The organism is Pseudomonas sp. HLS-6 TE3448, assembly GCF_053629555.1.
Genome location: NZ_JBRJIO010000001.1, coordinates 3044319 through 3063731, shown reverse-complemented (window position 1 = coordinate 3063731; position 19413 = coordinate 3044319). Strand labels below are relative to the sequence as shown.

The window sequence follows — 19413 nt, the reverse complement described above, 5'->3', positions numbered from 1 at the left end:
GATGTAGGACGCTTCCGAAAGTTGTTACAAGGCCGCTGCCGCCAGCTCAGCCTCACGCTCAGCGATGGCTGCTTCCAGCTCAGGTGAGCGCTTGGCCCACTGTTCGGGAGGCAGGGGTTTTGACCATTCGCTGATTTCGGGGTACGGCAGGTCGGGGGGTGGAGAGAGCTTCCAGGTTTGCAGCATGAAGGCCAACGGCGCGCCGAACACGAACAGGGCAAACACCAGCCATAGTGCCTTGTGCATGCGCCCAGTGACGGCGTACTCGCGAATGCCGTCCATGTAATTGCAACATTCGCCCCAGAAGACGTTTCGCCCTTTAAGCCTTGCGCGGGCACCTGCAAAGTCGTTGGCTTCAGGTAGCGCCTGCGGCCCGACCTCCATGTAACTGCGCATGCACTCCCACAAGGCCATCGCCGTGGTACCGCCGCCACAGTTAAAACCCAGGCTGAAATGCAGGTTGCCTTCCTGTGCATCGGGATCGGGGTTGTCAAAGCCGATGAATAACAGCCCCATTTCCATTCGGCCCCCTTGGCTGACGGTCGAATGCTGGACGGCTGCTGCGGTCACCGATTCCCACGGCACAATCCAGTACTCGCCGTCTTCGCGAGGGACGCAGACCTCGCGACGCTGGCGGTTGAAGCGCAAGGGCAAGGGGACTGGGCGGAATAGGCTTTGGATCAAAATAAATGATGGAACACCAACGATGAGTCCTGCTCCGATAGCGAAGATGTACCAGAGGTCATCATCCCAAGAGTAATACCCCATAATCAGAAACATCATCGCAAGGGGCCATATGACCATCACCCCTGATCCAATGCTGTAGCTCCCAATATCGAGAAACACCTCATTCTTGCGCCAGATGGTGTTGAGCACATCCGCCGGCTGTTCACCGGTCGGGATCGGCAGGGGCACCAGGTAGTCACGTTGTGAGAACAGGCGTTTTTTGGTCGTACCGGCTGCGGGTCTACTCATCATTTCCCCGGCTCAAGACAGGCGTCGACTTCGCCGCCAGCTCCGCCTCACGCTCAGCGATGGCCGCCTCCAGCTCAGGTGAGCGCTTGGCCCACTGTTCGGGCGGCAAGGGTTTTGACCATTCGCTGATTTCGGGGTAAGGCAGGTCGGGGGGTGGTGAGAGCTTCCAGCGTTCCAACACATCAATCAGCAGTGTGTTGAAAATAAACAGGCCGAAAAAACCTTCCCACAGCAACGTCAAAAACCAGCCCTTGCGCTGTGCGGCCTCAAAACAGTCGTCGATGTATGTTGCCAGGATGCCCTTGGGGCGATGAAACCGAGCGGTACGGTCAACAACGGCGTGCGGCCCGACTTCCATATAACTGCGCATGCACTCCCACAAGGCCATTGCCGTGGTACCGCCGCCACAGTTGAAACCCAGGCTGAAGTGCTGGTTGCCTTCCTGTGCATCGGGATCGGGGTTATCAAAGCCGATGAATAACAACCCCATTTCCATTCGGCCCCCTTGGCTGACGGTCGAATGCTGCACGGCTGCTGCGGTCACCGATTCCCACGGCACAATCCAGTACTCACCGTCTTCGCGAGGGACGCAGACCTCGCGACGCTGGCGATTGAAACGCAACGGCAAGGGGACTGGGCGGAACAGGCTTTGGATCAAAACAAATGATGGAACACCAACGATGAGTCCTGCTCCGATAGCGAAGATGTACCAGAGGTCATCATCCCAAGAGTAATACCCCATAATCAGAAACATCATCACAAGCGGCCACAACACCATCACCCCCGCCCCTATGCTGTAGCTCCCAATATCGAGAAACACCTCATTCTTGCGCCAGATGGTGTTGAGCACATCCGCCGGTGGTTCACCCGTCGGGATCGGCAGGGGCGCCAAGTAGTCACGTTGTGAGAACAAGCGTTTTTGGGTTGTACCGGCTGCAGGTCTACTCATGCCGTTCCCGGCTCGACGCAGATGCCAACTTCGCCGCCAGCTCCGCCTCACGCTCAGCAATGGCCGCTTCCAGCTCAGGTGAGGGCTTGGCCCACTGTTCGGGTGGCAGGGGTTTTGACCATTCGCTGATTTCGGGGTACGGCAGGTCGGGGGGTGGAGAGAGCTTCCAGCGTTCCAACACATCAATCAGCAGTGTGTTGAAAATAAACAGGCCGAAAAAACCTTCCCACAGCAGCGTCAAGAACCAGCCCTTGCGCTTTGCGGCCTCAAAACAGTCGTCGATATATGTTGCCAGGATGCCCTTGGGGCGATGAAACCGAGCGGTACGGTCAACAACCGCCTGCGGCCCGACCTCCATGTAACTGCGCATGCACTCCCACAAGGCCATCGCCGTGGTACCACCGCCGCAGTTGAAACCCAGGCTGAAATGCTGGTTGCCTTCCTGTGCATTTGGATCGGGGTTGTCAAAGCCGATGAATAACAGCCCCATTTCCATTCGGCCCCCTTGGCTGACGGTCGAATGCTGGACGGCTGCTGCGGTCACCGACTCCCACGGCACAATCCAGTACTCACCGTCTTCGCGAGGGACGCAGACTTCGCGACGCTGGCGATTGAAACGCAATGGCAAGGGGACTGGGCGGAATAGGCTTTGAATCAAGATGAGCAGCGGAATACCTGTGATACAGACGCCAAGCCAAAAAATATCTGCATCATTCAAAAAGTAAGCGAGGGCTAGAAACATCATCACAAGCGGCCACAACACCATGACCCCTGACCCAATGCTGTAGCTCCCAATATCGAGATACACCTCATTCTTGCGCCAGATGGTGTTGAGCACATCCGCCGGCTGTTCACCGGTCGGGATCGGCAGGGGGGCCAGGTAGTCACGTTGTGAGAACAAGCGCTTCCTGGTCTTACCAGCTGCAGGTCTGCTCATTTTCGCCACGTCGGCTGCAGGTAGCGCGAGCATTGCTGCTGGTCACTCAACAGGTAATGCCGGGCACTGTCCAAACCGGGAGTAGGATCGTCACGCAGGGCGATGAGGCCATCTTTGTGGGTGATGGTAAAGGCCATGCCCCGTTCGCCGCCGACAAAGGCGCCCTCGCCGAGCAGCGAGATCAGTGGTGTCCGGTAGTACACGCGCAGTGAAACGTTGGCGGGGTGCGAACTGAGGTTGTTCGACAGGCGAAACTCACCACACAAACGCAGGCCTTGCCCCTCCTTGTGGGGTATCCAACTACACCGGCTTTCCGCCAGCCAGTATTTACCGACATCGCACCATAAGCGCGGCGGTGCCGCTGTGCTGAGCGGATTCATCTCCAGTTGCATATCCCAGGTATCGCGATCGACCGGGTCACCGATCATGGCCAGCGCCAGGTAGGTACTGTGGGGTTCCGCACCCGGCAGGTCGAGGGTCAGGCTTCTGATGACCGACAGGCTGCGTTTAATGTAGGGATGAGCTGAATAGGTCAGCGTGTTGAGCACCTCAACACTGACCTTCGGCGCATACAGGAGGCGGTACAGCTGGGCAAGTTCCTGCTGCTGCGCCTCGGGCGAAACGGGCCCCAGGTAGCGCGCCCGTTGTTTGGACCAGCAGCAGTTGGCGAGAAAAGTCTGCAAGGGCTTTTGCTGGAAAAACCAGGCGATCAGGTACAGCACGCCCAGCCCGGCGATCAGGATCGTGACCGGCCCCATCCAGAGTGAAAAACCTGCAATTGCGGCATCGACGGTCATGATGCCAAAAATGGCCCGCGCGGTGTAAGTAATACCCAGTAGAGCCTGCGCGCCAAAAGCCGCCACTTGAGCCCCGACAACGGAGTGGCGCATATCCAGCCATGGATCTACAGAACCTTGGGAATTTTCCAACTGGATTTGCAGCGACTTGAACTCTTTGAGTGCAGCAGTTGCAGACAACCCACCAATAACACCACCAAATAGCGTCAGCGTCGGCGCAGCTGATAAGCGCAGGTTGAACTCCTTAACCCCCAACCCCTTCCGAATCTGCATATCCACCACCGCCGTCAACGCCGCCCCGGCATACAGCGTCGCGGAAATCGTGTCGTTGATCCGCTGATTGTCCATCCCCTCCAGCGCACTGGCCTGGCTCAGGTAGCTATTGGCATTCCAGCTGTTGAGCAGGAGCACCATCAGGGCGATCAAGCCGCCGCTGTTTTGCACCACCTTGCTGTTGAAGATGCCCGCCGGTTGCCCCAGGCTAATGGCCCGCCCGGTCGACTGGGCCCAGCGCCACAGTTCCTCGGCCGAGTCACCAAACAGGCGCAGTACCGGTTTGCCAGCTTCGATGCCCCAGCGCGCCCCGGCCCCCGTGCCCAGTTTGATCGCCACCAGCAGGCTGTTCCAGGTCGGGCTCAGGGCCATGGCTTCCTCGCCCCTGAGCCGCAGCAAGGCCGCGCCGAGGCGTTTGACCAGGGTGTTCCATTCGCCATGGGGGGTACTGGCCCGCGCACCGATATCATCCAGGACCGCCCGGCTCAGCGGCGCCAGGGCCTTGGCCAGGGCTTCATAGGCGTTGCCGCGGTTTTCCTGGGCCAGGGCGCCGAGGATCTCGCTGTGGCGCGTGGCGCTGTTCAGCGCCGCTTCCAGGCTTGGGCTCCAGGCGAAGAACAGCTGGCGCAGCACACCGGGGTCGGGGCTGCGCACATAGTCGGCGTATTGCTCGGCGCCTTTATCGTGCAGGCACTGGGCACTGAGGCAGGCGGTGGCCAGGCGGTCGAGCCAGGCGCGAGTGCCGCTGTCGTCATAATCGACCCACCAGGTCGCACGGTGGTGACGCTTTAAATACAGGTCACGGTCGGCATACAGCAGCGCATGGCGCTCGTTGACCTGCGCGTAGTGGGCCGGTGCGGTGTGGTCGAGCCAGGTGTTCAGGGCCGGCAGGTCGATGTATTCCTCGACCCGGGCGCCCGCCCGCTCCGTGAGGTGGGTGACTTTTTCAGCGCGGTACTGGCTAACCAGGGTTTCGACTTCGTTGTACAGGTCAATCGGAATGAAAGCACGAACCGGGGCGGTGGCCTCGGCGATTTGCTCGCGCAGCGCCCAGAGTTTTTCATCCGCCTGCCGGGAGCTGTAGGTGTGCCCGCGTTGTTGTTCGATCAGTTGTTCTTCCTTGAGCAACTCGTCGAGGCGCCGGTGAGCCTTGAGCAGAATGTCGCCCTGCTCGGTGCTGAACTCGATTTCCCGGCCCGGGCCGCTGTCGTTGCTCTTGTGGTAAACGTAACGCAGCCGGCCCGCCACTTCCGCGGCATCCTCGGTGATCAGGCTGCGAACAAAGCCCCCCACGCTCAAGCGCAGGGTGTTGTCCTGGGTCCACTGCTCATGGCGGGTTTGCACCTGCTCCTGCTCATGGTTGATGTCGCGCAGCACGCCCAACTCATCGTCCAGGCAGGCAAATACGCGGTACAGGGCCCGGGCCTGGGCGTGGATGGTCGCCAGCCAGTCCTTGACCTGCAAGGCGTCCCAGCGCTCGGCGCTCCATTCACCGGTGGGCGGGGTGTCGGCGCTCACTTCGGCGTACTGCTCCGCCGCCTTGGCCCGCTCCTGGTTGTGGTACATGGCATCGGTGTAGGCCTTGATGCTGGCCGGTGTGGGGTCCGCGATCATCTGATCACCGAGGATTTCGGCGTGCTGTGCGTACTCCTTGCGCTGATGCTCAATGGCCAATGCCCGCAGGTAACTCTCGGGCAGTAGCTCGGCGAGCACCTGGTCGGCGTGTTCCCAGGGCGGGCAATGCGGCGCCTGCAGGGTGTCGGCCACCTGGCGCAAGTCCACGTGACGCATGTGCCGGTCGCGCACCTTGCGTTCACTCAGCCGGGCACACTGTTCAGGCCCGATGGGGTGTTCGGTAAAGCTCATCCAGGCGTCGTGGTGTTTATCCAGCGCCAGGCCGACACGGGTGCCGCTGGCCACACGGCCAGGCGCGTCGTGGAGTGCCTGTTCCAGCAGCAGGCCGTTGTCGGCCACCGCGTAGCGCTTGAGCGGGCCTTCGTGGTGCCACAGGTAGAGGTAACCGCAACGCAGCCGGCGCGCCGCCATGGCATGGCTTTGCGGCACAACCCCAGGATCACAGCACGGGTGGCCGGCCCACTCCTCGGCCAAGGCGTAGCGCACCGGGACGACGAAGATCTCGGGCTGCGAGGCTTGGCAAAGCTCGACGGGGCTGTTGATGTCGACATGGGGATGAGCCCTGGCGGCACGGTCGGCTTCGGCCAACTGGCAGACATAGGCTTTCTTTTCGGCGCTCATTCCATGCGCTCCTTGTTGAGGGGGTGTTGGGGCAGTTCAGTCAGCAAGTTGCTCAAGCGCTGTTCAGGCAGCAGGCCTGGCTCCTTCAGGCGCTTTCGGTACACACCGTGCTCCGGGCCATCGGGAAATGCCTCGCCAAATCGGGCGTAAAGCGCGACCCAGCGCATCACCTCGTCTTCCGCGCTGAACCCCTGGCGCTCGGCACTGCGGCGGCAGGCCATTGCCCACTGACGCCGAGCCGGCTCATCCAGGCCCTCGAAGCAGTCGGGGAAATGGCGCAGGCCGTGCTCGACAAGCCGATGATCGAAGCCCTCCCGCTGGGCTTGAACGATATGTGCCAGTTGCTCGCTGCTCAGGTGAAGCCAGGGTGTGCTGGCGTAACGGGCACTGGGTTGTTCGGGGTTTTGCTGGGTAATCCGTAATTCGCTGCCATCGGCCTCAGGCAGTTGAACACAGCGGATCGGCCCCATTACCCGATCACGGGCGGCAGGCGTCAGGCCCGTTAGCCACAAGCGAGCGATACGCGGGTCGACGTAGCGAAAGAACGCGCTGCACCCGCCATCGAGCTGTACATGTACCAGGCTGCGCAGGTGTTCGAGCAGTTCATACTCATCCACGTCGGTTTCCAGCCAGAGGCCGGCACTGGCTCGCCAGGTCATGGCAAAGGTGCGCGCCAGGTCGCTGTCCGGCACAACCGGGATCAGTATCGGGCTGCAGTCGATCAGGTCGGCATACGCCGTGTTCAGGTACAACAGGTGCATCGGGGCATCAGGCGCCAGCTGTGCGAGGCGTGTAGGCAGGTGCTGAATCTGCAGGCTGTCGAGCAACAGGTAAGCGCCGCTCATGCTTTGAGCGCCGCCAGTTTCTGGCATATGGCACAGACACCCGCCGTTTTTTGCGCCGCTCGCTGCAGCGCCTGCTGCTGTGAATCCAATGCCATGGCCACCAATGCCTCTACCTGCTCCGCCTGTGCCAAAGCCACCGCCGTGCCCGTCACTGGCGCGCCGCCCACTTGAATCTCGCTGCTGCTGAAGATGCCGCCCGCGCCAATCACGATGTGCTGGCCACCGGCTTTCAGCGTAAGGCTTACCCCTGCGTCGAGGACCATCATTGCGCCCGCCTTGAGGTGCACCTCCTGCCCTGCCTCTGTCGCCAGCGTCTGCCCAACCCGAGTGTGGCTGCTGGCCTCCACCTCCAGGTACTCATTGGCCTTGAGCTGCACCTTGCGATCCGCCTTGACCGTGTGGTGCTCCTCCGCCTCCAGTACCGTGATGCTGTTGCTCGTGACCCGGGCCGAGTACTCACCGCCCACCTCCAGCCGGCTGTCACGCTCGACCTTCTGCTCCAGGTCTCGCTGAGCGCGCAGGTAGATCAGTTCGTGGCCTTTGCGGTCCTCCACATGCAGTTCGTTGTAGCCACCACCACCCGGTGTGCTGCGGCTGCGAAACACGCTGCGGGTCTTGTTCGCCGGCAAGGCATGGGGCACCGGGTTGAGGCTATTGGGTAGGCAACCGCTGACCAGCGGACGGTCCGGGTCGCCCTCCAAAAAGACCACCAATACCTCCATGCCCACCCGTGGAATGCTGACGCTGCCGTGGCCATTGCCGGCCCAGCCCGAGGCGACCCGCAGCCAGCAACTGCTCTGGTCGTTGTGCTGGCCCTCGCGGTCCCAGTGGAACTGCACCTTGACCCGGCCATAGGCGTCGCAATAGACCTCTTCGCCTTTCGGGCCGGTAACCCGGGCCGTCTGGCTGCCCAGTACACGGGGCTTGTGGTACGCCTGCTGCGGACGGTAGAACACGTCCCAGGGGGTGGCGGTAAAGTGGTTGCGATAGCCCTGCGAGAAGCCGTCATCCGCCGCCGCGCAGTCGGCAGTCATGCTCTCCTCCAGCACTTGCGGTTGCTTGCCTTGATGCTGAATTTCAGTCAGCAGCCACAGGTCGTTCCAGGCCTGGCACGGGTGGCCGGACAGCTCCAGCAGATGGCCCGTCACCAGGCTCGGCTGGTCGCTTCGGCCCTCCGCTACTCGGTGCTCGGCCCGGTGGCGTTCCAGGGCGCGCTGGCTGAGTTGCTTGCCCTCCTCGCCCTGCAGAAAACCACCGGGGTAGGTGTAATCCTCCGGGTTCGGCTCCGGGTAGGTCGTATCGGCCTGACGCTCGGCCTCGAGCACGAAACTGGATTTCTCGAAGTCGTAGTCGCGCCAGAACGTACGCCGGGTGCGCGCTTCCACGCGCAGGTTGAAACGGCTGATTACCGGCTCGTCGGCCACCAGGCCGCTGTCCTGTTGGTAAGGGGTGGGCTGGCCGAGTTTGGGGAAAAAGGTCTGGTGGTCACTGAACACCACCGTGTGCCCGGCGCGGCTGTGCCGGAAGGTATAACTGACGCCCTCCTCGAAACACAGGCGCTGCAGAAAGTGCAGGTCGGACTCGCCGTACTGCACGCAGTACTCCCGTGGGGTACTGGTCTTTTCCAGGTGCAGTTGGTAGGCATCGCTGAGGATGCCGTGTTCCTCAAGCACCTGGGCGATGATCTGCGCCAGCGTGCGCTGCTGGAAAATCCGGTGGTTGCGGCGCAGCCCGAGGTAGGCCAGTTGCGGCACCAGCCTCAGGTTGTAGCGGGTCAGGCGCTTGCCCGCATCGCCCTGCGAAACGCGGTAAACCTGCCCATGAATGCCGGCGCCCTGCGCGTTGAACGCCAGGAAAGCCTGCTTGTGCAGCAAGGTTTCAAGCTCAAGGTCTGCGCGCTCGCTGACCAAGGCCACGTCAAAGCCATAGGGTGTGCTGATGGCTTCCGTGCCGGTGAATGACAGCACCTGAAGGTCGTGCTGAAGGTCATCGATCGTCAGGCTGAAGTGCGCGTGATTGGCGGCTGAGAACATCCCTGGTCCCCCGGTGGCTGCTGCGAGGCACGGACGCTAACAAATCAAGCCACGGGATGGATGTAGGACGCTTCCGAAATTGATCGAAAGGGCCGTAAAAAGCACTCGAGGATCGAGTGATTTTGTGCACTTTTTGTGGGAAGCAGGCTTGCCAACGGTACCGAGTCGATTCCATCGCGGGCAAGCCCGCTCCTACACCTGTAGGAGTTGGCTTGCCAACGATGCAAACGCAGCGTGCTCACTGGCACCGTGTTGAGACTATCGCAGGCAAGCCCAGAGAGTGCAGCCTCCTGACAGCCTTACGCTAATGCCGAAGGTTTTTCAGCGAAACTTCAACCAGCTCTTTAGCCACTTCAACCTGGTGGAAGACGCCTTGAATCAATACCTCGGCCCGCGAGCCACTGTGTTCAAGGGCTTGTCGCGTGGCCGCAACCGCACACGCAAGGTGTTTGTAGGCATGCAGCAAGGCGACCTCTGAAGGAAGGTCCTGACGAACACGCAATACGGGAGGATCGGGCGTGAGCTTGATCATGGCGCAACTCCTGACTTTCAGTGGAGCTGCCACGAATCGCTGCTAAACGAGTTAGGTGGCAGCTGTACGCGGGTTAGCAGACCGGGAAGTCAGGTACCCGGCGCACCCGAGGGTGCCCCACGCACAGCCGCCATAGAGCAGCATCGCAGACGTAAGCGTTGCAATGACTATGGAGGCGTGTTGCGCCTGACTTCATGTTCGGACTGCTAAATCCGGTCGTTGAATGGGCAACGACTCGGCAAGACTAGTCCGCACCAATGACAGGCACAACGGCAAGAACGCCGGAAAAGTATGCTTGGGAAATGTCCTACTTGAAACAGCGATTTTTCACTATCGCTCACCAGCAAGCAGCAGCGACGGTGATGCATGCGCACGCTTGCGCTGCATCAGGTCTGCCGCCCGTGCCCGCAACTGGCCGCAACCACCGTCAATGTCCTGCCCCGCCGAGTTGCGTACTTTGGTCAACACGCCATTGCTGTGCAGGTAGCGCATGATCTGCTCGATGCGGTCCGCGTCAGGCCGCTGGAACTCATCGGCTTCCAGGCTGTTGTAGGGGATCACGTTCATGATCGCGTACTTGCCTTTGAGCAAGCGCAGAATCCCGTCCATTTCTTCCTGGCTGTCGTTGATGCCTTTGAGCAACGTCCACTGGTACTGAATCGGGTAGTCGATTTGCCGCGCATAGGCTTCGCCCAACTCGACCAGTTCTTCTGGGTCGATCCGCGGCGCGCGGGGCAGTAACTGCTGGCGCAGCGCCGCATTGGTGGTGTGCAGCGACAACGCCAACGCCGGCTTGACCTGCTGTTGCGGCAGGCGCTCAAACACGCGCAGGTCGCCCACGGTGGAGAACACCAGGTTACGCTGGCCGATACCGCCTTCAGTTCCCAGCAGGTCGATAGCCTGCAGCACGTTGTCGAGGTTATGGGCGGGTTCGCCCATGCCCATGAAAACCACTTTCTTGACTGCACGGTAACGCCGGGCCAGTGCCACCTGCGCCAGGATCTCGGCGGTGCTCAATTGCCGCAGCAGGCCGCTTTTACCGGTCATGCAAAATACGCAACCCACCGCGCAGCCCACCTGGCTGGACACGCACAAACCACCGCGTGGCAGTAATACGCTTTCCACCTGCTGTCGGTCGGCCAGTTCCACCAGCAGGCGCGCCGAACCATCGCCACCGGGGTGCTCGGCACTGAGCCGCGCCAGGCCATCGAGCTCAGCGCTCAGCTGTGGCAGTGCCTGCCGCACGCTCAAGGGCAGGAAGTCTTCGGTTTTCTGGCGACGGGTGCCCGTGTCGAGCGGCACGCCGCGCAGCCAGGCACGGGTGATACGCCCGATATGCACGGGCTTGGCGCCAAGGGCGGCGAGCCGCTGGTGGAAGTCTTGGATAGTCATGGGGCGCGCATGCTATCACCGCTTACACGCGGCGGGGAATCTGCAACAACACCCGCAAACCATCACTGCGACTGTCGAAATCCAGCGAGCCGGCACAACGCTGGACAATCGCCTGAACAATCGCCAGGCCCAAGCCACAACCATCGCTCTGGTCAGTGCGCCAGAAGCGCTGGGTCAGGTGCTCCAGGTGCTGTGCCGGAATACCCGGCCCGTGGTCCCGCACCCTGAAACCGACACGCTCACCGTCCACTTGCACCTGCAACTCCACCGGCGCACTGCCAACGGTGTGGCGCAGCGCATTTTCCAGCAGGTTGCGCAATGCCGCGACCGCCAGGGGCGATGGCATGTCCAGGTATAACTCACCCGCCCCTGGGGCCAGGTGCAGCGCAATACGCCTGGCGCCCTCCTGGCCGATGTCCTGAATCGCCTGCCGTGCGACATGTTCGGCGTTGCATTGCACGCCATCGTCGAACGACAGACTGCCCTCTACCCGCGCCAGCAGCAGCAATTGCTCCAGGGTACGGTGCATGCGATCGGCACCTTGCTCGGCATGCTCCAGCGCTTGTTCACGGACCGCACCGTCGGTCATCCGCGCGACCTGCAAGTGGGTCTTGATCGCTGTCAGCGGGCTGCGCAGTTCATGGGCGGCATCGTCGGTCAGCCTGCGCTCGCGCTCGAGGGTCTGGCCAATGCGCAGAAACAGCTGGTTCTGGGTTTCCAGCAACGGTTGCAGCTCACTGGGCATGGCCCGTAGCTGCAGGGGCTCAAGTGAATCGGGGCTGCGTTTACGCAAGGCATCACGCATGCGGTTCAGCGGCGCCAAGCCCCTGCCCAAGCCCAGCCAGAGCAGGCCCAGGGTGCCGAACAAGGCCACCAGCACCGGTGCCGACGCGGCCAGCAGGATCGAGCGATTCAAGGCTTCACGCTCTTGATGACGGTCCGCGGTGGTAATACGTACATCGCCACGGGCAAAGGTAAAGCTGCGCCAGGAGGCGCCGTCGATCATCTGATCATGAAAGCCGACCCGGTCGTCATCCAGAGGTTGCTCGCCGTGGCTGTGGTTGCGCGCCAGGATTTCACCACGCAGGGAGCTGACCTGACAGGCCATGCCATCGGGGATACTCAGCTGGTCCGCGCTCAACTGCGTGCCCTCGCCCTTGCTGGTCAACGGTTGCGGCAACTGGTCGATAAGGCCGGCCACCATTCGCGCCGAAGCGACCAGCCGCTGATCAAGGGAAAACATCATTTGCTGGCGCAGGTCGCGCAGCATCCAGGCGGCAGCAAACGCCCAGATCACGACAAATGCCGTGCCGAGAATCAGGCTCAGACGTAAACGCAGGCTCATCGCGCCGCCTCTTCAGGCCGTTGGGCGGGCCCCAGACGATAGCCCAGCCCACGTACGGTTTCGACAATACCGCTACCCAGTTTTCGCCGCAGGTGGTGGATATGCACGTTCAACGCATTGCTCTCGACTTCATCGCCGAACCCGTAGACGCTGTCCTTGAGTTGTTCGCTGGATAAGACACGGCCACGGTTATGCAACAGGGCATGGAGCAAGGCCTGCTCACGCCGGGACAGGTCCACCGGCTGCCCGCCCAGGCGGGCTTCGCGACTGCTCGGGTCGTAACTCAAGGGGCCGTGCTCGATGATGTTCACCGCACGGCCCGCCATCCGCCGCATCAACGTATGCAGGCGTGCGGCAAGCTCACGCAGATCGAAGGGTTTGAGCAGGTAGTCATCGGAGCCGGCCTGCAGGCCATCGACCCGGTCGCTGACCGCGTCCCGTGCGGTGAGGATCAACACCGGCAAGGTCTCACCCTGCTGACGCAAACGGCGCAGTAGTTTCAACCCATCCTCATCGGGCAGGCCCAGATCGAGGACCATGACATCGAAGCTGGCGGCCTGGAGCATGGCCTGGGCCGCAGCCGCGCTGGCTACGCGGTCGACCGTCAGGCCTTGAGCGCCAAGCCCGGCGACGATACCGCTGGCGATCAGGTCATCATCCTCGCAAAGCAATACGTGCATGGTCAGTCTCGATCATAAAAGGCCCATTGGAGCGCAGGCGGATTAACCGAGGATTATGCCGCGTCAGCCTCGAACCGTCGCGTATCGGGCGACGGCCGTTTCTGCAGCCGGTTAACTTTGGGTTAATCACCCGGCGGCAAGCTGAATGAGTGATAGCGCTGACAAGGACCTGATATGCGCGTTTTTCTGATGACCCTGTTGGTACTGTTCAGCAACCTGAGCTTGGCCCAACCTTTCGCCAAGCCGTTCGCTCAACCGGACTTCCTGGCGGTCGACAAAGCCTTCGTGTTCAGCAGCGAACGGCTCGACTCTGGCCAGACGCGCCTGCACTGGCAGATCACCGACGGTTATTACCTGTATCAAAAGCGCCTGAAATTCGATGGCTTGCCCACTGAACAACACCCCGCGCTGCCCGCGGCACAAACCCACACAGACGAGTTCTTCGGTGAAAGCCCGGTGTACCGAGGTGAACTTGAACTGATCTTGCCAGCCCATGCCAGTGGCCAACTGCGCGTCGGCTGGCAAGGCTGCGCCGACGCCGGCCTGTGCTACCCACCGCAAACCTCTACGGTGGCCCTCACCCCCGCCGATGCCGTTGATCGAGGGCGCGAACAGGCAAGCGACCAGGCCCTGGCCGGCGACCTGCAACACGGTACGCTGTTCTGGAGCCTGCTGGCCTTTCTTGGCTTGGGCGTACTGCTGGCGTTTACCCCCTGCTCCCTGCCCATGCTGCCGATCCTCGCCGGATTGGTGCTGGGTAACGGCGCCAGCGCTCGCCGTGGCTGGGCATTGGCGGCGGTGTATGTGCTGAGCATGGCCCTGGTGTACGCCGGCCTGGGTGTGATCGCTGCCCTGCTGGGCGCCAATCTGCAGGCATGGCTGCAACAACCCTGGCTGCTCGGCAGCCTGGCAGCCCTGTTCGTGGTGCTGGCCTTGCCAATGTTTGGCGCCTTCGAGTTGCAGTTACCCGCCTGGCTGCGAGATCGCCTTGAACGGGCCGGGCATAACACCCGTGGCGGCAACCTGTATGGTGCTGCGTTGCTGGGCGCCCTGTCGGGCCTGTTGATGGGGCCGTGCATGACCGCACCGCTGGCCGGCGCATTGCTCTACATCGCGCAAAGCGGCAATGCCGTGCAGGGCGCCCTGGTGCTGTTTGCCCTCGGCCTTGGCATGGGCCTGCCCTTGCTGTTGCTGGTCACCCTGGGTAACCGCTACCTGCCGCGACCAGGCGCCTGGATGGAGCGGGTGAAAGGGTTCTTCGGCTTTGTGTTCCTGGCCATGGCGCTCTACACCCTGCGGGCCGTGCTGGACCCAACGCTGTGGCTGGGCCTGGCCGGTGCCTGGCTGATCGCCCTGGGCTGGGCCGCCTGGACGACCTTGCAGGCCCAACGCCCGCTACAGGCATTGGCACTGCTGTTCGGGCTGTGGGGCAGCCTTATGGTGGTCGGTGCGGCAGCCGGTGGCAGCGATCCCTGGCGACCACTGGAGCCTTATACCGGTGCCAGCAACGCTGAAGCCCAGGCAACCCGCGCCGATGCCTTCACCACCGTCAGCGACCCGGCGAGCCTGCAGCGAGAGCTGGACGCCGCCACCGCACAAGGGCAATGGGTGCTGCTGGACTACTACGCTGACTGGTGCGTGTCGTGCAAGGTCATGGAGAAACAGGTGTTCGCACGCGACGATGTGCTGGCAGCGCTGAACGGCGTACGCTTGCTGCGCCTGGACGTTACCGCCGACGCCCCGCCCAGCCGTGAACTGCTCAAGCGCTATGCGGTACCTGGCCCACCCAGCCTGATCTGGATCGGCCCCGAGGGCGACGAACGCCGGGCACGGCGCATCACCGGTGAAATCGATGCGCTGAACTTCCTGCAACACTGGTCTGAAACCCGGAGCCAAGGCTGATGCTGACTGTGAATATCGGGCCACTGGCTGTTGGCCTCGAGCACCTGCTGCTGTTCGGCGCACTGGCCATCGCCACCCTGGTCGGCTGGCGGGTAGCACGACGCAACGGCGACAACCCCGAGTCAACACTGTTCAACCTGTTTTTGCTGGGCGTGCTGGTAGCACGCTTGGCATTTGTCATTCACTACTGGTCGATCTACCAGGAAGACCCACTGCAAATAGTCGATATTCGCGATGGCGGCTTTCTGCTCTGGCCAGCGATTGTCGCGGTGCTGCTGGGCGCGCTCTGGCAGGGCTGGCGGCAGCCACGGCTGCGCACGCCACTGGCTTGGGGGCTGTTGAGTGGCGGATTGTTCTGGGCACTGACCAGCCTCGCCAGCCACCTGTATGAACAGAACACGCAATTACCGCCCATCAGCCTGCGCGATGCGCAAGGCCGTGCGGTGGCGCTGAACGATTACCGTGGGCAGCCGCTGGTGATCAACCTCTGGGCCACCTGGTGTCCGCCCTGCCGACGGGAAATGCCGGTGTTGCAACACGCCCAGCAAGAACGTCAGGACGTACTGTTTCTGTTCGTCAACCAAGGGGAGTCGCCACAAACCGTGAGTAACTTTCTGGCAACCACTGGCCTGAACCTGTCCCATGTACTGTTCGATTCAGGCGGTCAGTTGGGCCAGCAAGTGGGCTCCATGGCGCTGCCTACTACGTTGTTCTACACCGCCGACGGCCGCCTGCACGGTAGCCACCTGGGCGAACTGTCCAGGGCCAGCCTGAGCCACGCCCTGGAATCCTTTGAGCGCGCCAACGCCGCCTCCACTGTTTCAACAAGGAACACACCATGAAGATGCCTGCCACACTCGCCTTCAGCCTGGCCCTGGGGCTCGGCTTGCTGCCGACGTATGCCGTGCATGCCGAAACACTGCCCATGGCCATTCAGAAGATCGAGGCCAAAGGCGCAACCATCAAAGGTGAATTCGACGCGCCCAATGGCATGCGGGGTTTCGCCGCCGAGTACCAGAACCGCGGTATGGCTCTGTACCTGACGCCCGATGGCAAGCACGTGCTGGTCGGTAGCCTGTTCGATGAGCAAGGCAAGGACCTGAGCCTGGAGCCGCTGGAAAAGCTGGTCTACGCACCGATGGCCAAAGCGATCTGGGCAAAACTGGACAAAGCCAGCTGGATCGCCGATGGCAAGGCCGATGCCCCGCGTATCGTCTACATGTTCAGCGACCCCAACTGCCCCTACTGCAACCTGTTCTGGCAGCAGGCGCGGCCGTGGGTCGAATCCGGCAAGGTGCAGTTGCGGCACATCATGGTCGGCATCATCCGCGAAGACAGCCCGGCGAAATCGGCGGCACTGCTGGCCAGCAAAGACCCACAAAGCGCCCTGCAACAACATGAAAAGGCCGGCAAGGCCAGCACCCTCAAAGGGCTACCGAGCATCCCGGCCGAGGTACAGGCCAAGCTCGACGCCAACATGGCCCTGATGGATGAACTGGGCCTGTCAGCCACCCCGGCGATTTTCTACCTCGACGACAATCAGCAACTGCAGCAACAACAAGGTGCACCAGCGCCCGAGATGCTCGGCAAGATCTTCGGCAAGCGCTGAGTCGCGAGCCGGGGGCCGTGCAGCGGCCACAGGTTTGCGTCACGGCCCAACCCTCGGCAGAATGCGCCCCGACCGGAATCAGCCGGTCAGGGCCAGGGTACCTGTACAACACCCGTGGCCCATGGAGCCAGCATCTCAGGATGCTTCACACGGAGTGTTTACCCCATGCGTTCCCTGCTGTTGAAAAGTCTTGTCGTTGTCAGTGTGCTGGCGGTGGCGGCCTACGGTTACACCCGCTACGCCATGCGCTACGGCTCCGGCACTGCGCCTGACATGGCGACAGCAAGCGAGCAGGCCGACACCCTGATGGTCTACAAGGCGCAAAAGCGCATGCAGTTGCTCAAAGACGGCGTGGTGCTCAAGGAATACAACATTTCCCTGGGCAAGAACCCGGTCGGCCACAAGCAGGCCGAAGGCGACGAGCGCACCCCTGAAGGCCGCTACACCATCGACTGGCGCAACGAACAATCGATTGCCCACCTGAGCCTGCACATTTCCTATCCGAATGCCGAAGACAAGCAACGGGCTGCCGCGGCCAATGTCGAGCCGGGTGGCAACATCATGATCCACGGCCTGCTCAATGGCTGGGGCGGGATCGGCGAGTGGCATCGACGCTGGGACTGGACCAACGGCTGCATCGCCGTCACCAACGAAGAAGTGCGGGAGATCTGGTCACGGGTACCGAACGGCACGCCGATTGTGATCGCGCCATAACCCAGGCGGACATGCTGCAGCCACATCAAGGGCACGCGATGTGGCTGTACATGTGCGAACCGATGGGTTGGGGCCGACGTTCAAAGCATGCCATACAACAACCGTCCAATCCGGGCATACCTGACTCGCCGCAACAACGTACGCACCTTCGGCGGATAATCGGTGAGGGAGTCCAATGCCGAGTAGCTATCAACCCGTGTGGTATGGCGTGAGAGCTGTGCAAGCTCTTCATCACGCTGCATGGCCCATTCAGCCTTGGGGTCGTCGATAAGCAAGGCATTTTCCAGGTCCAGCCGGAACCCACGGGGGTTCAGGTTATTGCCGGTCAAGAGGGTATAGCGTTGGTCTACCCACACCCCTTTCAAGTGAAAACTGTGATTGCCGTCTTTCCACAATTGCAGATTCAACTGATGACGAGCAATGGCCTCATGATGCTTGCGGGCGAAACCACGCAGTTTGCTTTCGTAAAAGTAAGGCAGCGCAGCGCTCAACGTGAACGGCTCTTCGGGTGGGACAAAAAAATCATTGGCGGTCTTGTCGCCGATGATGATGTCAATGGTGACACCACGCTTGAGCGCACGTTCGATTTCGCGCGTCAGCACCGGCGCAAGGTTGAAATAAGGCGTACAGAGTGTGAGGCGCTTTTGGCTGGTGGCCACCAATTGGCACAGGGCTCGGTTCAGGGGGTTGTTCCTGCCAACACCCAGCAGCGGAATCACCCGCAGCCCACCATGCTCGCTGCTCCCTGCCGACGTATCATAGGCGGCACGCTTGAGGCGACTCCGAAATGCCCTGATGGCCCGGTGCAAAGTGCGCGATCTGGGTGGCGCGGGCACATCCAGTCGATGCGTCGCTCTGGAGCCCAGCAAGGCGTTTTGAATCAACGTCTGCACTGAGTCGGCCAGCGGTTTGTTGCGGAGTACGTGATAGCGGTCCAGGCGGTACTTGTCGAACTTGTGCAAGTAGACGTTACTGATGCTGGCACCGCTGTAGATCACGCAGTCATCGATGATGCTGCCTTTCAAATGCAGCACACCGAAGAGTTCTCGGGTTTGGATGGGCACGCCATAGACCGGCACGTCCACCTCGCGACGCATTCGTTCGGCGCGGTACCAGGCCGCGTTGCCTGGTTGCTTGCCTGCCCCGAGCAAACCCCGCTGCGCGCGAAACCAGTCGACCACCACAACGATATCCAGCGTTGGACGGGCCGCCTTGGCTTGATAGAGGGCGTCGATGATTTCCTGACCGGACTCGTCCTGCTGCAGGTACAAGGCGGTGATGTAGATGCGTTGCTGAGCAGAGGCAATATGTTCAAGCAGACAACGTCGATAATCGGCAGCCGTTGGCAGTATCGTGATCGCGTCGGCCGATAGATCAAAACCACGTAGCGCTGCAAGCCCAGTTTTTGGAGAGTAGAACCGCATAAGCCTCTCAAGATCGAAGTACTACGATGGTGTAGCTTTTTCAGATAAACGCCCTCCTGCAGGGATTTTGAAATGCCCTGCAGGAGCGACGTTAATCCACGAAACCATCACTCTATAACGTTTAGACCGAACTCGTTCGCTGCATCCTGCAACCACAGCCACCAGTAATCGGAGAAACTGCGACGAATCAGCAGTTCCCAGGTGTCTTCGCTGCTGCGACGGATGACCAGTTGCGACTTGGCGAACACCGTACTGACCGCTTTGCCGACCGGGAAATTGTTCGGGTGCACGTCGTAGCTGGTGGACTTCATCAGCACTTCGCGCACGTTCGGGCCGCTCAGTTCCAGCAGGGTCTGGCCACCGCTGACGTTGACCACCTGAATGTGCTGGTCCTTGAGGGCGTCGCGCAGTTTCTGCTCGACGGCGAACTCCTGGCCACCGGGGACGATCAACAGCCACTCATCCGGGCCGAGCCACTGCAGCGACATGTCGCCGTTGGCGACCACGGTCAGGGCCACGGGCAGCTCAAGGCCGATGGCCTTGAACACACCACCGGCAAAGGCCGGGTCGTGGCCGTTGCCACGAATAGTCAGGTGGCCCAGCAGCTTCTTCTCGCGCAGGGTGACACCGGCGTTCTTGCGCCCCTTGCCAACCAGGCTCGGCAAGTCGGCGTGGGCCAGCGGCGATTGCGCCTTGGCGGCGTTGCCTGGGTGTTGCTGGTAAACGTTGATTGCGCTCATTTCAAACCTG

General features: G+C 61.6%; 16 protein-coding genes. 4 read left to right on the top strand and 12 right to left on the bottom strand.

The window, feature by feature from the left end; genetic code table 11:
- Window positions 1–24 precede the first annotated feature (24 nt).
- The 10 genes from AB7M23_RS14160 to AB7M23_RS14115 form a co-directional block, all read right to left on the bottom strand.
- Entirely contained in the window at window positions 25–975 is a 951-nt protein-coding gene (locus AB7M23_RS14160) for a hypothetical protein (protein WP_454241107.1), read from the bottom strand.
- On the bottom strand, window positions 968–1924 hold the full coding sequence (locus AB7M23_RS14155; protein WP_454242175.1) for a hypothetical protein: 957 nt from the start codon (window positions 1922–1924) through the stop codon (window positions 968–970). The genes AB7M23_RS14160 and AB7M23_RS14155 overlap by 8 nt, the downstream gene beginning before the upstream one ends.
- Window positions 1917–2861 carry a hypothetical protein gene (locus AB7M23_RS14150; RefSeq protein WP_454241106.1) on the bottom strand — a complete coding sequence of 315 codons (945 nt, stop codon included), beginning with the start codon at window positions 2859–2861 and terminating at the stop codon, window positions 1917–1919. The genes AB7M23_RS14155 and AB7M23_RS14150 overlap by 8 nt, the downstream gene beginning before the upstream one ends.
- Window positions 2858–6187 carry a toxin VasX gene (locus AB7M23_RS14145; protein WP_454241105.1) on the bottom strand — a complete coding sequence of 1110 codons (3330 nt, stop codon included), beginning with the start codon at window positions 6185–6187 and terminating at the stop codon, window positions 2858–2860. Before AB7M23_RS14145 ends, AB7M23_RS14150 begins: the two co-directional genes overlap by 4 nt.
- Window positions 6184–7032 (bottom strand): DUF4123 domain-containing protein, encoded by an 849-nt coding sequence (locus AB7M23_RS14140; RefSeq protein ID WP_454241104.1) that lies wholly within the window; start codon window positions 7030–7032, stop codon window positions 6184–6186. The genes AB7M23_RS14145 and AB7M23_RS14140 overlap by 4 nt, the downstream gene beginning before the upstream one ends.
- Entirely contained in the window at window positions 7029–9065 is a 2037-nt protein-coding gene (locus AB7M23_RS14135; RefSeq protein WP_454241103.1) for a type VI secretion system Vgr family protein, read from the bottom strand. The genes AB7M23_RS14140 and AB7M23_RS14135 overlap by 4 nt, the downstream gene beginning before the upstream one ends.
- 304 nt (window positions 9066–9369) lie before the next feature.
- Entirely contained in the window at window positions 9370–9597 is a 228-nt protein-coding gene (locus AB7M23_RS14130; RefSeq protein ID WP_065761686.1) for a hypothetical protein, read from the bottom strand.
- A gap of 330 nt (window positions 9598–9927) precedes the next feature.
- On the bottom strand, window positions 9928–10989 hold the full coding sequence (locus AB7M23_RS14125; RefSeq protein ID WP_330523991.1) for an RNA methyltransferase: 1062 nt from the start codon (window positions 10987–10989) through the stop codon (window positions 9928–9930).
- 22 nt (window positions 10990–11011) lie between these two features.
- Entirely contained in the window at window positions 11012–12334 is a 1323-nt protein-coding gene (locus AB7M23_RS14120) for an ATP-binding protein (RefSeq protein WP_454241102.1), read from the bottom strand.
- Entirely contained in the window at window positions 12331–13014 is a 684-nt protein-coding gene (locus AB7M23_RS14115; protein ID WP_454241101.1) for a response regulator, read from the bottom strand. Before AB7M23_RS14115 ends, AB7M23_RS14120 begins: the two co-directional genes overlap by 4 nt.
- Window positions 13015–13203: 189 nt before the next feature.
- Here AB7M23_RS14115 and dsbD point away from each other — a divergent pair, with 189 nt between their 5' ends.
- The 4 genes from dsbD (at window position 13204) to AB7M23_RS14095 (ending at window position 17239) form a co-directional block, all read left to right on the top strand.
- Window positions 13204–14916, top strand: coding sequence for a protein-disulfide reductase DsbD (gene dsbD / locus AB7M23_RS14110; RefSeq protein WP_099776581.1), 1713 nt, complete (start codon window positions 13204–13206; stop codon window positions 14914–14916).
- Complete coding sequence (locus tag AB7M23_RS14105; protein WP_454241100.1) at window positions 14916–15758, top strand: prolipoprotein diacylglyceryl transferase family protein; 843 nt, start codon at window positions 14916–14918, stop codon at window positions 15756–15758. The genes dsbD and AB7M23_RS14105 overlap by 1 nt, the downstream gene beginning before the upstream one ends.
- A gap of 2 nt (window positions 15759–15760) precedes the next feature.
- Window positions 15761–16525 carry a thiol:disulfide interchange protein DsbG gene (gene dsbG, locus AB7M23_RS14100; protein ID WP_454242174.1) on the top strand — a complete coding sequence of 255 codons (765 nt, stop codon included), beginning with the start codon at window positions 15761–15763 and terminating at the stop codon, window positions 16523–16525.
- Window positions 16526–16690: 165 nt separating this feature from the next.
- Window positions 16691–17239: a L,D-transpeptidase family protein gene (locus tag AB7M23_RS14095; RefSeq protein ID WP_176717477.1), complete on the top strand. Its 549-nt coding sequence runs from the start codon at window positions 16691–16693 to the stop codon at window positions 17237–17239.
- 80 nt (window positions 17240–17319) lie between these two features.
- On the opposite strand, the gene pssA is transcribed toward AB7M23_RS14095, so the two are convergent.
- Both pssA and AB7M23_RS14085 read right to left on the bottom strand, forming a co-directional pair.
- Entirely contained in the window at window positions 17320–18663 is a 1344-nt protein-coding gene (gene pssA, locus AB7M23_RS14090; protein ID WP_099773994.1) for a CDP-diacylglycerol--serine O-phosphatidyltransferase, read from the bottom strand.
- Between the two features lie 107 nt (window positions 18664–18770).
- On the bottom strand, window positions 18771–19403 hold the full coding sequence (locus AB7M23_RS14085) for a sarcosine oxidase subunit gamma (protein WP_099773993.1): 633 nt from the start codon (window positions 19401–19403) through the stop codon (window positions 18771–18773).
- Between the last annotated feature and the right edge of the window lie 10 nt (window positions 19404–19413).